Genomic DNA, 14,541 nt, shown 5'->3' with positions numbered 1-14,541 from the left:
ATAAAGATCAGATAACGAACACGGCCGCTTCGGATCTATTGGCCCGCTTTGCGCGTTAAGCGCCCACAGCGGTGCGCCGCCCACTTTCGTGGGCCGCGCACCGCTGTCGGACGGGAGAGCTTAGGCCAGGGTGGCCAGCACACCGTTCAGCGTGGCCGAGGGCCGCATGATGTCCGAGGCCTTGGCCTCGTCCGGGCGGTAGTAGCCGCCGATGTCCACGGGCGAGCCCTGGACGGTGAGCAGCTCGGCCGTGATGGCCTCCTCGTTGGCGGAGAGGGCCTCGGCGATGGCGGCGAAGTCGCCGGCCAGCTCGGCGTCGGCACTCTGCGCAGCCAGCTCCTGGGCCCAGTACTTGGCCAGGAAGAAGTGGCTGCCGCGGTTGTCGAGCTCGCCCGCCTTGCGCTTGGGGGACTTGTCGTCCAGCAGGAAGGTTCCCGTGGCGCGGTCCAGCGTGTCGGCCAGCACCTGGGCGCGGGCGTTGCCGGTGGTGGTGGCCAGGTGCTCGAAGGAGACGGCCAGGGCCAGGAACTCGCCCAGGGAATCCCAGCGCAGGTGGTTTTCCTTCAGCAGCTGGGAGACGTGCTTCGGAGCGGAGCCGCCGGCGCCGGTCTCGAACAGTCCGCCACCGTTGATCAGCGGAACCACGGAGAGCATCTTGGCGCTGGTGCCCAGCTCCAGGATCGGGAACAGGTCCGTCAGGTAGTCGCGCAGCACGTTGCCGGAGACGGAGATGGTGTCCTCGCCGCGGCGGATGCGCTCCAGGGTGAAGGCGGTGGCCCTCTCCGGGGACATGATCTCGATCGCCAGGCCCTCGGTGTCGTGCTCGAGCAGGTACGCCTTGACCTTGGCGATCAGGTTGGCGTCGTGCGCGCGGTCCTCGTCAAGCCAGAAGATGGCAGGGGTGGCGGAGGCGCGGGCACGGGTGACGGCCAGCTTGACCCAGTCGCGGATCGGCAGGTCCTTGGTCTGGCAGGCGCGCCAGATGTCCCCGGCGGAGACCTCGTGGGAGATCAGCACCTTGCCGGCGCCGTCGAGCACCTGGACGGTGCCGGCGGACGCGATTTCAAAGGTCTTGTCGTGGCTGCCGTATTCCTCGGCGGCCTGGGCCATCAGGCCCACGTTGGGAACGGTGCCCATGGTGGTGGGGTCGAAGGCGCCGTTGGCGCGGCAATCGTCGATGACCACCTGGTACACGCCGGCGTAGCAGCTGTCCGGAATGACGGCCAGGGTGTCGGCCTCCTCGCCGCTGGGGCCCCACATGTGGCCGGAGGTGCGGATCATGGCCGGCATCGAGGCGTCAACGATGATGTCGCTGGGCACGTGCAGGCCGGTGATGCCCTTGTCGGAATCGACCATGGCCAGGGCGGGGCCCTCGGCGTAGCCCTTCGCGATGGCGGCCTCGACGCCGGTGCGGACGTCCTCGGCCAGGTTGGGCAGGCCGGCAATGATGGAGGCCAAGCCGTTGTTCGCGCTCAGGCCCGCGGCGGCCAGCGCGTCGCCGTAGTTGGCGAACAGCTCCGGGAAGTAGGCCTTGACCACGTGGCCGAAGATGATGGGGTCTGAGACCTTCATCATGGTGGCCTTCAGGTGCGCGGAGAAGAGGATGCCCTCGTCCTTGGCGCGGGCAATCTGGGCGGCCAGGAAGGTGTCCAGGGCGGCGGCACGCAGCACGGTGCCATCCACCACCTCGCCGGCCAGGACCGGGAAGTAGTCCTTCAGGACCGAGACGGTGCCGTCCTCGGCGACGAACTCGATCTTGATCTTGTCGTCGGCGGGAATCACCACGGACTTCTCGTTGGAGCGGAAGTCGCCGGCACCCATGGTGGCCACGTTGGTCTTGGAGTCCGCGGACCAGGCCCCCATGGTGTGCGGGTTCTTGCGGGCGTAGTTCTTCACCGACAGCGGGGCGCGGCGGTCCGAGTTTCCCTCGCGCAGCACCGGGTTGACGGCGCTGCCCTTGATCTTGTCGTAGCGGGCGCGGATGTCCTTGTCCTCGTCCGTGGAGGGGTCATCCGGGTAGTCCGGGAGGGCGTAGCCCTGGCCCTGGAGCTCTGCGATGGCGGCCTTCAGCTGCGGAATGGAGGCGCTGATGTTGGGCAGCTTGATGATGTTGGCTTCGGGCGTCTTGGCCAAAGCGCCCAGCTCGGCCAGAGCGTCGTCGACGCGCTGGTCCTCGCGCAGGTGGTCCCCGAAGGCGGAAATGATCCGGCCGGAGAGGGAGATGTCGCGGGTTTCCACTTCCACACCAGCGGTCGATGCGTATGCCTGGATGACCGGCAGCAGCGAATAGGTTGCCAGCATCGGCGCTTCATCGGTGTGGGTATAGATAATCTTGGCCATTGGTGCGGCGTCTCCTAAGAATCTCTGCGGATTCACGACGGATTTCTTCGCAAATCGTGTGTTATCTCAACGGGTCTAACTTACCCGACGCGCCGCCTGCGCCCGTCTTTGCGACGGGCCCAACCACGGCGGCCGGGGGCCTTGGGTGCCCGCCCCGGCATCCGGCGCGGGCACCCATGGGCTTCCTAGGGGAATTCCTAGTGGAAGAAGTGGCGTGCGCCGGTGAAGTACATCGTGATGCCGGCGGCGTTGGCCGCGGCGATGACCTCTTCGTCGCGCACCGAGCCGCCGGGCTGGACAACAGCCTTCACGCCGGCATCCAGGAGGATCTGCAGGCCGTCGGCGAAGGGGAAGAACGCGTCCGAGGAGGCCACGGCACCGAAGGAGCGCTTGGCGGAGACGGAACCTTCGGCCGCGCCGGAGGCACCGCCCGGTGCGTCGGCACCCTCGACGGCCACACCGAGGGTGTTGGCGCGCTCGACGGCCAGCTTGCAGGAGTCAACGCGGTTGACCTGGCCCATGCCGATGCCCACTGCGGCACCGTTGCTGGCCAGTAGGATGGCATTGGACTTGGCGGCGCGGACGGCCGTCCAGGCAAACACGAGGTCGGCCAGCGTGGCGGCGTCGGCGGCCTCGCCGGCGGCCAGCGTCCAGTTGGCGGGGTTGTCGCCGTCGGCGTCCACCTTGTCGCTGACCTGCACCAGCGCGCCGCCGGAGACCTGGCGGACTTCGGCCGGGTAGCGGCCATAGCCCTCCGGCAGGGCCAGCAGGCGGATGTTCTTCTTCTTGGACAGGATCTCCACGGCCTCCGGCTCAAAGCTCGGGGCGATGACCACCTCGGTGAAGATGTCCTTCACCGTCGCGGCCATGGCGGCGGTGACCGGGCGGTTGGCGGCGATCACGCCACCGAAGGCGGAGAGCGGGTCACAGGCGTGCGCCTTGGCGTGGGCGTCCGCAATCGGGTCCACGGCGTCCGGGGAGGCCACTGCCACACCGCACGGGTTGGCGTGCTTGATGATGGCGACGGCCGGGGCGTCGAAGTCGAAGGCGGCGCGCAGGGCGGCGTCGGCGTCGACGTAGTTGTTGTAGCTCATGGCCTTGCCGTGCAGCTGGTCGGCCTGGGCAATGCCCGCCGGGGCGGCCTTGTCCACGTAGAGGGCGGCCTGCTGGTGCGGGTTCTCGCCGTAGCGCAGCACCTCGGAGCGCTCCAGGGCCATGCCGGTGTAGGCGGGCCAGTCGATGACGCCGTCGCCGTCCTCGTCCAGGAACTGGCTGGCGGTCCAGGTGGCCACGGCGGTGTCGTAGCTGGCGGTGTGGGCGAAGGCCTTGGCGGCCAGGCGGCGGCGGGTCTTCAGGTCGAAACCACCGGCGGCGGCGGCCGCAACGACGTCGGCGTAGCTGGCCGGGTCAACCACGATGGCGACGGCGGCGTGGTTCTTCGCGGCCGAACGCACCATGGCGGGGCCACCGATGTCGATCTGCTCGACGACGTCGTCCATGGCGGCGCCGGAGCGGACCGTCTCCACGAACGGGTAGAGGTTCACCACCACCAGGTCGAAGGCCTCGATCTCCATGGACGCCAGGGTCTCCATGTGGGCCGGGACGCGGCGGTCGGCCAGGATGCCGCCGTGCACGCGCGGGTGCAGCGTCTTGACGCGGCCATCCAGCATTTCCGGGGACCCGGTGACTTCTTCGACTTCCTGGACCGGAATGCCCGCGGCGGCAATCTTCTTGGCCGTCGAACCGGTGGACACGATGCGGACACCGGCGGCGTGCAGGCCCGCGGCCAGCTCCTCCAACCCGGTCTTGTCGTACACCGAGATAAGGGCCCGGCGGATGGGAACACGATCGAAGTGTGAGTTGCTCACGGAAAATCTCCAGGGGTTGGTCGAAGAAGGCGACATTTCAAGTTTAGGCCACTGCCTCGCCGGTAGGCTGTCCCTATGACTGCACGTGAGACAGCCCACATCCAGACACGTCCCGATGTTCCCGAGCAGCTGCTCCGGCTGGTGAATTCGGTGATCTGGCCGGGCTTTGTGGGCACCACCGTCCCGGTCTGGCTCGCCCAGGCGCTCTCGGACGGACTGGCCGGAGTGGTCTATTTCAGCCACAACATCGACCCCGAGTCCCGCACCCAGCTGCCGGCCCTTTCCGCCGCGATCCGCGCCGCGAACCCCGCCGCCGTGATCGGCGTGGACGAGGAGGGCGGCAATGTCACCCGGCTGCAGGCCCGGGACGGGTCCACCGTGCCCGGTGCCGCCGTGTTGGGGGCGCTCGACGACGTTACAGTGAGCGAGGCGGCCGGCCGGGACCTCGGGCTGCTCTGCCACGCGGGCGGCATCAACCTGGCCCTTGCCCCGGTGGCCGACGTGAACACCAACCCGCTCAACCCCGTCATCGGCGTGCGGGCCTTTGGCGCCGACACCGCCCTGGTCAGCCGGCACACCGCGGCGGTGGTCCGCGGCATCCAGTCCACCGGCGTGGGCGCCTGCGCCAAGCACTACCCCGGACACGGGGACACGGTGGCCGATTCCCACCTTGACACCGCGCGGCTGGAACTGGGCATGGACGAGATCGCCGCGGCCCACCTGCCCCCGTTCGCCGCCGCCTTCGAGGCCGGCGTGGCGTCCGTGATGAGCGCGCACATCATCATCCCGGAGCTGGGCGAGGCCCCGGCCACGCTGAACCCCGCCGTGGGCGCACTGCTGCGCTCCAGCGGCTTCACCGGGCTCCAGATCACCGATGCCCTGGACATGGCGGCCATCCGCGCCACCGTCGGACCGGGCGAGGGGGCGGTGCTGGCCATGCTGGCCGGCGCCGACCTGCTGTGCGTCGGCAACCCGCTCAACGACTACAGCAGCGGCGGCAACGATTTCGACTGCTATGTCCAGGTCCGCGACGCCCTCATCGCCGCCGCGGGCAGCGGCCGGCTGTCCGCCGGGGTCCTCACCCGGGCCGCCGAACGCGTGGCGGCCTTTGCGCAATGGTCCGCCGCCCACTGGGAGGCCACCGGCGCCACCGCCGGATCGCCCTTCCGCTGGGTCGACGACGCCGAGCGCGCCTGCACGGTCTCGGCCACGCACGGCCCGGCCACGCTGCCGCCCGGCAGCACCGACGTCGTCGTGCTGGACGCGCGCACCGAGCACAACATGGCCGCCGGGCCCACCGCCAACTTCTTTGCCACCGCGCTTGAGGCCAGCGTCACCGTGCACCTGCTCGGCCCCGGGGACCTCACCGCCGCCCTGCCGGCCGGGCTGCCCGTGGTGGCCATCGCCGATGCGCTGGCCAGCCCCGGCCAGCAGGCGGTCCTGGCCGACGTCGCGGCGGCGGCCAAGGCGGCAGGGGTCCCCGCGATCTGCATCAATGCCGGCCTGGCGCCGGCCCCCGGCCAGCTCGCTCCGCTGAGCACCATCCACTGCCACGGCTCCAGCCGGGTCAGCGCCGCGGCCGTGGCCCGGCTGCTGCTGGCCGGCGCGTAGCCGCGACACCACGCGCCCACACCTACGGAAGGCACCATGAACGGCACCGACACCAACGCGGCACTGCGCAGCCAGCTGGGCACGCTCGTCACCGAATCCGCCAACGACCGGTACCCCGATCTGGCCGCGCTGGACACTCTGGCGCTGGCCACCGCGATGAACGGCGAGGACAGTACAGTGCCCGCCGCCGTGTCCCTGGTGGTTCCGGCCATCGCCGCCGCGATCGACGAGATTGCGGTCCGGATGGCCCGCGGCGGCCGGCTCATCTACGCCGGCGCCGGAACCCCGGGCCGGCTGGGCATCCTGGATGCCAGCGAGTGTCCGCCCACCTTTGGCACCGACCCCTCCACCGTGGTGGGCGTCATCGCCGGCGGCAGCGCGGCCATCGGCTCGGCGGTGGAGAACGCCGAGGACGACGAGGACGCCGGTGCCGCCGACATGGCCGCGCTGGCGTTGGGCCCGGACGATTCCGTGGTGGGCATCTCCGCCTCGGGCCGCACGCCCTATGTACTGGCCGCCGTCGCCGCCGCCCGGGCCGCCGGGGCCTACACCGTGGGCTTCGCCTGCAACGCCGGCTCCCCGCTGGGCGCCGCCGCAGACATCGCCATCGAGACGGAGGTGGGCCCCGAGTTCCTCTCCGGCTCCACCCGGCTGAAGTCCGGCACCGCACAGAAGCTGGTGCTGAACATGATCAGCACCATCACCATGGTCCGGCTGGGCAAGACGTACAAGAACGTGATGGTGGACCTGCGCGCCACCAACGACAAGCTGCGCGCCCGCAGCGAACGCACCGTTCTCCGCGCCACCGGCACGGACCCGGCCACCGCGGCGGCGGCCCTGGCCAGCGTCGACGGCTCGGTGAAGGCCGCCATCCTGGTGGTTCTGACCGGGCTCTCCCCCGCGGCCGCGGCCACTGTGCTGGCGTCCCACGGCGGGCACCTGTCCAAGGCCATCGCCCACCCGGACAGCTAGCATGGCGGCCCGCGGCGCGGCGCAGCGGATCGAGGGCATCCTCTCGGCCGCGGTGGCCGGCGGCGTGGCGCCGTCGGCCGTGTGCGCCGTGGCCCTGCACGGCGAGCGGCTGCCGGTGGTCGCCGTGGGCGATGCCGTGCGCTACGCGGCCGCGGGCGCCGATCCGGCCGGCGACGCCGTGCTGCCTGCCGCCGAGCGGGTTCCGGCCACCCCGGAGACCCTGTACGACCTGGCCTCCGTCACCAAGCTCTTCACCACCATCGCGGCCCTGGCCCTGGTGGACGGCGGCACACTGGCGCTGGACGAGCCGGTGGGCGCCTGGCTCCCGGCCTACCGGAGCGGGGCGAAGGCCAGCGTGACGCTGCGGCATCTGCTGACCCACACCGCGGGCCTGCCGGCCGAATGGGACGGCTGGCGGGCCCCGCTGGCCGCCGGCGCGCCCGTGGGCAGGGCCGCTCTGGTGGCCGATCTGCTCTCCACACCGCTGGAGTCCACACCGGGGACCCGGTTTTCCTATTCCTGCACGGGTTTCAACACCGTCATGGCGCTGGCCGAGGCCGCCACGCCGCAGCCCTGGGCGGCCCGGGTCCGGGCGCGCGTGCTGGATCCATTGGGCACCGGCGCCATCACCGGCACGCCCTCGGCTCAAGCCTGCGCGGCCACCGAGGACATGCCCGGACTGGGCCGCGGCATGGTGTGCGGAGTGGTCCACGACGAGGCCGCCTGGCAGCTGGGCGGGGTGAGCGGGAACGCCGGGCTGTTCGCCAGCGCGCCGGCGCTGCTGGACTTTACCGAGGCCCTGCGCACCGGGCTGGACGGCATCCTCTCCCCCGCGCTGGCGGAGCAGATGTGGGAGAACCAGCTGCCGCGGGTGCTGGGCCCGTCATGGCGGGCGGGCGCACCGGGCTGGCATCAGGGGCTGGGCCTGCGCATCGGCCAGCTGGACTGGATGGGAAAGCACGGCGGGCAGGGCCGCGGCCATGGCGGATTCACGGGCACCTCGCTGCTGGTGGACCGCGCGGCCGGCTCCAGCGCCGTCGTGCTGGCCAACCGGGTGCACCCGAACCGCGGCCGCTCCGACGCAACGGCCCTGCGCGTCCAAGTCTCCGAGGCCGTCCGGGAGCTGTCCCGGGGCCGATAATGGAGTGCAGGCACAGCACCCACGGAGGCACCCCATGACCACCAGCACCACACTTCCCAGTGGCGACGCCGTCGTCCAGGACCTGCCGTGGCGCTGGCGCGTCCAGGGCAGCATCTTCCTCATCGGTGGCCTGGGCTTCATGTTCGATGCCTGGGATGTGACCCTGAACGGTTTCCTCATCCCGCTGCTGTCCAAGGAATGGCACCTCGACGCCGGCGGTGCCGCCTGGGTGGGCACCTCCAACCTGATCGGCATGGCCATCGGCGCGTTCGCCTGGGGCTCGATTGCGGACCAGATCGGCCGCAAGAAGGCCTTCACCCTGACGCTGCTGGTCTTCTCCCTCTTCACCGTGCTCGGGGCGGCAGCACCGGACTATGTGTGGTTCTACATCTTCCGCTTCGTTGCCGGCTTCGGGCTGGGCGGCTGCATCCCCGTGGACTACGCACTGGTGGGCGAGTTCACCCCGCGCCGGCACCGCGGCCGGGTCCTGACGGTGATGGATGCGTGGTGGCCCATCGGCGCCTCGCTGTGCGGGCTGGTCTCCGCTGCGCTCATCTCGGCCACCGGCAATTGGCGCGCGCTGATGCTGGTGATGGTGCTGCCGGCGCTGCTGGTCTTCTGGGTGCGGCGCTCCGTGCCGGAGTCCCCGCTCTACCTGGTGCGCGCCGGGCGGCCCGAGGAGGCGGCCCAGGTCATCAATTCCCTCATCCGCCGCACCGGGGCCACCGTGGGCGGCTGGCGGCTGCCGCTGGTCAGCGAAGCCCCCAAACTCTCCCTCGGCAAGGTCACAGTGCAGCTGGCGCAGCTGTGGCGCTACAACTGGCGGACCACCGCCGTGGCCTGGTCGCTGTTCCTGACCATCCTGCTGGTCTACTACGGGGCGCTGACGTGGATGCCTGCCATTCTGGTCTCCACCGGCTTTGGCGAGGCCAAGGCATTCATGGCCACCGCGGGCATGACGGGCATCGGGCTGGTGGGCGTGGTGCTGGCGGCGCTGCTGGTGGAGCGGGTGGGCCGCAAATGGCTGCTGGCCATCACCGCTCCGCTGTCCGCTGCGTCGCTGGTGGTCTTCGCCCTGGTGCTGGACGCCCCCGCCGCGGCGCAGGCCTGGCTGCTGGTGTTTGGCCTGCTCATCCAGGTGGCCATCCCGGTGCTCTACACCTACGTCTCGGAGCTCTACCCCACCGAGCTGCGCGGCACGGGCTTTGGCTGGGCCTCCACCATTTCCCGGGTGGGCGCCGGGCTGGTCCCCCTGATCTTCGGTTCGCTGCTGTGGCCGGTGCTGGGACTGCCGCTGACCTTCGCCCTCACGGGGCTGCTGGTGGTGCTGGCGGTCATCGCGATGGCCGTCGCCGCGCCGGAGACCAAGGGGATCCGGCTGGATTGATCCGCTAGCCCGCCTCGCCCGGAATGGCAGCGTCAGGGGTGTGGGCCACGGAGAGCATCGTCCACTTGCCGTGGGCGTACTTCGCCTCGACGGTCATCAGCGTGGAAGCCGCCACATATGGCACCGACGCCGTGGTGGAGCCATCCTTGGCGTACGTGGTGGAGGCGTCGGAGCGGTAGTCCAGTACGGCCTTCACCACGCCGCCGTCCGTGGCGTCCGCCGGGTAGATGTTCAGCACCTTGGGCTGGCCTCCCTGCATCCAGCCGCCATCCTTGTACAGCGTGGCCAGTGCGGCCGACTGCTCAGTGCAATACACGCAGGCGGGGTCGGAGAGCGCCCTGAGCGGCGCGTCATCGCCGGTCTGCAGCAGGTAGTTCTGGACGTCGAACCAGTAGAAGGTGAAGGCCTTCAGCCCGTCGACGCCGTCCTTGTCCATGCCCGTGAACGGGGTGGGTACGGGGATGTTGCGGGCGGCGGCGGTGGCCGAGGCGGCCGTCGGTGCGGCGGCAGCGGCGGCGCTGGACCCGGCAGCCGCCGTCGTGCTCCCCGCCCTCAGGACGGGGCCGCCCAAAGGACGGGGCCCGTCAGTTGAAGGGCGCGGCCAGGTCCTTGAGCACGGAGATCAGCAGGGTGCGCTCGGCGACCTTGATGCGCTCGTGCAGCGACTCCTCGGTGTCCGAGTCCAGGACCTCCACGGCCGTCTGGGCGATGATGGGGCCGGTGTCCACGCCGGCGTCGGCAAAGTGCACCGTGCAACCGGTGACCTTGACGCCGTATGCCATGGCATCGCGGACGCCGTGCGCGCCGGGGAAGGCGGGCAGCAGGGCCGGGTGCGTGTTGACGTAGCGGCCCGGGAAGGCGTCGATGAAGCTCGGCGCCACGATCCGCATGAAGCCCGAGGACACCACGTAGTCCGGCGTGTAGGCCTGGACGGCGGCCAGCAGGGCGGCATCCCACTCGCCGCGGGTGGCGAAGTCCTTGAAGTCCACCACGAAGGTCTCCAGCCCGGCGTCGGCGGAGCGGGCGATGCCGGCGGTGCCGGGCCGGTCCGCGCCGACGGCGGCAATCTCGACGGGCAGCTCCCCGGTGGCGGCGGCGTCAATGACGGACTGGAGGTTGGAGCCGGTGCCGGAGACAAGAACAACAATGCGCATGGAACAACCTTAGGCGAGCGGGCGGGCCCGGCCCTATTCGCCGCTTCTGCCGGCCCTGCGGGCAGCGGCGCCCGGGGTGGTGGCCGGCTGCGGCTCGCGTTCCAGCCACGGCCCCAGCGCGGAGCCCACGACGACGCCGATCCCCACCTCGGCGGCCACCCAGAGCCCGGTGGTGAGGAAGTCCGGGCCAAGGTCCGTCAGGCGGCCAATGCCCGCCGAGCCGTGCGACAGCCATGCCAGCGCACCGGCAAAGATGCCCGCGGCGGAGCCGACGACGGCGCCGAGCACCAGCGTCGAGGCCGGTGCGGTGAACCAGCGGTGCTTGACCTTGATGGAGAGCCACTCGTCAAAGTGGTTCTCCCCCGCACGCAGGAACCACCAGCCGCCCAGCACGCCAGCAAGCACGGGCAGCACCATGGCCACCACACCCCAGGACAGCTCGCCCACCGGAAGGGCGCCCAGCACGGGGATGGCAGGTATCGGCGCGACGACGGTGCCCAGCGGCCCCACCGTGGATCCGGTGCCGAGCGCAAAGCCGGCGCCCGAGGCCCAGGACAGCGTCCAGATGGCCAGGTTGGGGATGAAACCGAGCTGGGCGACGGTCAATACCGCACCGCCGAGCGCGCCGGAGCGCAGACCCTGGAAGACGGCGGCGATGTCGGCCCAATGCAGGGCCAGGTTCACGGCCAGCAGCACGGCGGAGAGCGCCAGCGCCGCGGCAGCGGCGACAAAACCGGCCCGCACGGCCGCCCACAAATACGAACCGGCCCAGCGCGAATGCTGGCTGGTGGCCGCAATCCAGTCCACCGCCTCGACGCCGATCAGCCGGCCCCAGGCGCCGGCCTCGCGCCGCGCTCCGACTACCAGCCCCAGCCCCACCGGGACCAGCGGCACCACAGTGGACAGGGCCAGGCTGGCCTCGACGCCGGGGGCACTGCAGACAAACGCCGTCGCGAGCCCCACCCCGGCGTAGATGGCCAGTGCACCCAGCAGGGCCTGCCAGAGCTGGTCGGTGTAGGAGGCGCGGGCCAGCCGCCGCCCGGCGCGCCAGGACAGCAGGAAGGGAATGAGGGTCAGGCCCAGCGGGACCAGGCTCAGGGTGCCGCTTTGCAGCGTGGCCGAGCTGGGGCCGTCGTTGGTGGTCAGGTGCAGCGGCACGCCGTGGATGACCAACCAGGCCTGGCCGGCAAGCCGCGCCAGCGTGGACAGGGACTTGTCGGCAAAGCCGTCAGCCCACCACACGCCCAACAACGGGACAATCACCAACAGGGCGGAGACCAGTGCGGCCCCCGCGCTCTCCACCATGCCCTGCAGCCACAGCGGCATTGGCAGTCCGCCGCTAGTGTCTGCTTTCTTTTTCATCGTCTCCAATGGTGCCATGGCTGGCTGTGCAACACCGGCTGCAACGCCGGGCCGGGCGGGGGTGGAACGCACCTCCACCGCCACTGCGGGCCTGGTACGGGCCCGGAAACGGGCGCTTGGGGGGCAAAACAAAGGCAGGACCGGCGCAATGCCGGCCCTGCCTTCGTCCAGGATCTAATGAATTAGATGGCCTGGATGTTTACTGCCTGCGGTCCCTTGGGGCCCTGCTCGACATCGAAGGAAACCTTCTGGTTCTCTTCGAGGGAGCGGTAGCCGCTGGAGTTGATTGCGGAGTAGTGAGCGAAAACATCCTGGCTCTGGTCATCCGGGGAGATGAAGCCGAAGCCCTTTTCGGAGTTGAACCACTTGACGGTACCTGTTGCCATTATTCTTTTCCTTCTGAAGTTGGAGATTCCGCCCGACCGTCGGGCCTCCAGTTACGGTGTCCTGTCCGCTATCTTCAGAAAAGCGGCGTCCCTTTAGGGGGTCGTCGCTTCAACCTCGAAATGCGCAACACTACAACTAACGCCAGTATACATAAATCGCATCCCGGTGCCAGCCCTAAAAGAGATAGCCGTCACTGCGTGTCGTGACGAAGGCCACATCGCCTCCTTTGCGGCCGCTTCCGCACCCATTTGCGGCCAGGATCCGCCACCGAGGGGCCTGCGCGGATTCCCGCGGTCCAGCTGTGCCGGGGCGGGCACGACGGCGGATTTCGGCTCCGCCGCCATGTTCCGGCCCGTTTGCCAACTGTTTGATGATTGTTAGCGGAACGGCCGGGGCACCATTGGCGCAGACGCGCGGGCCAAGCAGCATTCACCGCGGATGGATTCCCTTGCTTCGGGGCCGGGGCCGGAGTAGTGTCCGTGCCACCTGAACTCGATGAGTGGACTGCCATGGCAATGACTCAGAAGGCCTCGATCCCCCGCCGTGTGGTTTCGGATGTCAAGACCCGCATGCGCCGATTGCGGCCGGACATGATTCCCCGCAGGCATCTGGCCTTTGTTCTGGGATGCTGGGCTGCAACCGTCGTCTTAGTGGCCATCGTCGTCTTCGGGGATCCGTCCTCGATTCTCAGGCCGCAGCAAACTGCCGACGGCGACCCAGTCGCGGGGTTTGAAGCGCCCCTCTGGTTCCGCCTCGCCTTGTCCGCCGTCGTTGGGGTCCTGGCCGTCACGGGTGTCGTCGTGATGACCATGGCCCGCACCGCACGGATCCCCCGGGCGCGCCGGTCCCGGGTGCTTCCCGAGGCGGTCCTGGCAATAGTCGCAGGGTTTCCGGCACTGGCCATGGCCGCCGACCGAGCGACAGTGTTCGCTATCGGTGCAACAGCGCTGTTCGTTTTCGTCGAGGTCCTGGTCCACCTCATGTGGGAGGGGAAGGGAGCAGCGGCCGCACCACCCGTCGGGGTCGTGGTTGCCCTGCCGTGGTTGCTGATGTTCGCCTACCAATTCACGCCTTTGCCGGGGACCAGCAGCTGGTCATGGCTCGCCATTTTCTGGTTCGCGGCCACGTTCGCTGCGTTCGGAACGTACTACGGGATTGTTAAGGCCTCGGAATCGCGCGTCCGGCTGGTCAGGCAGCGACAGCGCCGCAGGCTGCCCCCGGGCGTCGTTCTGGCAGTGGTGCTGGCGGCAGCCGCAGTGCTGGCGCTCCGGTTCACCGTGGCGCGCGGCATTTTCAGCGAGTACGACGGCCGGATCTGGGATCCATGGCACAAACTGCCCATGTCGTGGATCCACGCCGCGGCGGTGGCCTCCCTGCTGGCCTTCATCGCCGTCCGCTCGGCCCGCCGTCCACTCATCCGGCGCGGTGTCCGCAGGGTTTCCTCCGCCATTTCGGTGGCCGGCATTCTCCAGCTCGCGCTCTCATGGATCGCGGTGGTCGTGGGGATGGCAGTGACAGCTGTCTCCGGCGCCAGCTACCTTCCCGATGGCTGGGTCGACTGGTACCCATTAATCCAGCTCGCCATCCTGGTCTCGCTGGGCATCGTGGTGTTGTGGCCGCGGTTCCATGGCACGGCGGGCCAGTGGATCGCCCTTTCAACCGTCCTATACCTTGTACCCGTGCTCGTGCTGGTTGTCTTCGATTCGGCGTTGCCGCCTTGGTACAGCATTGCGACGGCGGTCCAAATCACCCTGCTGCTGACCGTCATCGCCACGGTCTTGGCGCTGGGTGCCTGTGTCTACCCCAGATGGCGGATTGATTCCAACGTGGTCCTTGGCCTTGCCGTGGTTCCATTGGTCGTCATCCATGCCGGCATGCTGCTCCCGGCCGCGTGGAGCGGGGCGGCACGATTCCTCATGGTTGCACTGGCCTTGGCGTCGCTCCTGCTGTTCATGCCACCGGTGGCGGCAGACCCGCATCGGCGGTCGCTCGATTTGCTCAAGGCATCCGGCGCACTCCTGCTTGGTCTGACCGTCTACGTCTTGGCCTTGTCCTGGTTTCAGTTCACCGACGAATCGTTCACCACCCTTGGCACGCTGTGGTTGAGCGTTACAGTCATCGCTGCACTGACCTTCCGGTCCGTGCCTGTCGAGCAGCCGTGGGCGCCCGCCATCGAGAACACCTCATTGTTTGATGGTGAATAGGGCAATTGCCCCGACGCTGCCGGATCCTTGCCCCGATACTGTCCGGAAGGCCCGGCCCCCGCATTTTGATTATGGGGAGCCACCATTGACGCGCACGCCAATTCTGGACAATTTG

General features: G+C 69.5%; 11 protein-coding genes. 5 read left to right on the top strand and 6 right to left on the bottom strand.

The genetic code is table 11. The features are described 5' to 3' along the window. Positions 1-120 precede the first annotated feature (120 nt). Both ACQCSX_RS18025 and purH read right to left on the bottom strand, forming a co-directional pair. Complete coding sequence (locus tag ACQCSX_RS18025) at positions 121-2,340, bottom strand: NADP-dependent isocitrate dehydrogenase (RefSeq protein ID WP_427016605.1); 2,220 nt, start codon at positions 2,338-2,340, stop codon at positions 121-123. Between the two features lie 197 nt (positions 2,341-2,537). Beyond that, positions 2,538-4,244, bottom strand: coding sequence for a bifunctional phosphoribosylaminoimidazolecarboxamide formyltransferase/IMP cyclohydrolase (purH, locus tag ACQCSX_RS18020; RefSeq protein ID WP_427016604.1), 1,707 nt, complete (start codon positions 4,242-4,244; stop codon positions 2,538-2,540). Between the two features lie 39 nt (positions 4,245-4,283). Here purH and ACQCSX_RS18015 point away from each other — a divergent pair, with 39 nt between their 5' ends. Genes ACQCSX_RS18015 through ACQCSX_RS18000 form a run of 4 tightly spaced genes read left to right on the top strand, consistent with a single transcriptional unit; the run spans position 4,284 to position 9,319 of the window. Next, positions 4,284-5,819, top strand: a complete 1,536-nt coding sequence (locus tag ACQCSX_RS18015) for a glycoside hydrolase family 3 protein (RefSeq protein ID WP_427016603.1) — start codon at positions 4,284-4,286, stop codon at positions 5,817-5,819. A 36-nt stretch (positions 5,820-5,855) separates the two neighbouring features. Next, complete coding sequence (murQ, locus tag ACQCSX_RS18010; protein ID WP_427016602.1) at positions 5,856-6,791, top strand: N-acetylmuramic acid 6-phosphate etherase; 936 nt, start codon at positions 5,856-5,858, stop codon at positions 6,789-6,791. A 1-nt stretch (position 6,792) separates the two neighbouring features. Beyond that, positions 6,793-7,932 (top strand): serine hydrolase domain-containing protein, encoded by a 1,140-nt coding sequence (locus tag ACQCSX_RS18005; RefSeq protein ID WP_427016601.1) that lies wholly within the window; start codon positions 6,793-6,795, stop codon positions 7,930-7,932. A gap of 34 nt (positions 7,933-7,966) precedes the next feature. Continuing rightward, the gene (locus ACQCSX_RS18000) at positions 7,967-9,319 is read left to right on the top strand and encodes an MFS transporter (RefSeq protein ID WP_427016600.1); all 1,353 of its coding nucleotides are present in this window, start codon (positions 7,967-7,969) and stop codon (positions 9,317-9,319) included. Positions 9,320-9,323: 4 nt separating this feature from the next. Here the strand turns inward: ACQCSX_RS18000 and ACQCSX_RS17995 are convergent, their stop codons facing one another. The 4 genes from ACQCSX_RS17995 to ACQCSX_RS17980 form a co-directional block, all read right to left on the bottom strand. After that, positions 9,324-9,890 (bottom strand): DUF6318 family protein, encoded by a 567-nt coding sequence (locus tag ACQCSX_RS17995; RefSeq protein WP_427016599.1) that lies wholly within the window; start codon positions 9,888-9,890, stop codon positions 9,324-9,326. Positions 9,891-9,903: 13 nt separating this feature from the next. Beyond that, positions 9,904-10,473, bottom strand: coding sequence for a phosphoribosylglycinamide formyltransferase (gene purN / locus ACQCSX_RS17990; protein ID WP_427016598.1), 570 nt, complete (start codon positions 10,471-10,473; stop codon positions 9,904-9,906). 33 nt (positions 10,474-10,506) lie between these two features. Beyond that, a complete protein-coding gene (locus tag ACQCSX_RS17985; protein WP_427016597.1) occupies positions 10,507-11,835 on the bottom strand; it encodes a DUF6350 family protein in 1,329 nt (442 codons plus the stop codon). A 182-nt stretch (positions 11,836-12,017) separates the two neighbouring features. Beyond that, positions 12,018-12,221, bottom strand: a complete 204-nt coding sequence (locus ACQCSX_RS17980) for a cold-shock protein (protein WP_026553738.1) — start codon at positions 12,219-12,221, stop codon at positions 12,018-12,020. Between the two features lie 510 nt (positions 12,222-12,731). Between ACQCSX_RS17980 and ACQCSX_RS17975 the strand changes: the two genes are divergently transcribed. Further along, positions 12,732-14,426 (top strand): hypothetical protein, encoded by a 1,695-nt coding sequence (locus ACQCSX_RS17975; protein ID WP_427016596.1) that lies wholly within the window; start codon positions 12,732-12,734, stop codon positions 14,424-14,426. Positions 14,427-14,541 lie beyond the last annotated feature (115 nt).

Source organism: Pseudarthrobacter sp. P1, assembly GCF_050156935.1.
Lineage (GTDB): Bacteria > Actinomycetota > Actinomycetes > Actinomycetales > Micrococcaceae > Specibacter.
The sequence above is the reverse complement of the archived record's forward strand: the minus strand, read 5'-3'. Positions and strand labels throughout refer to the sequence as shown.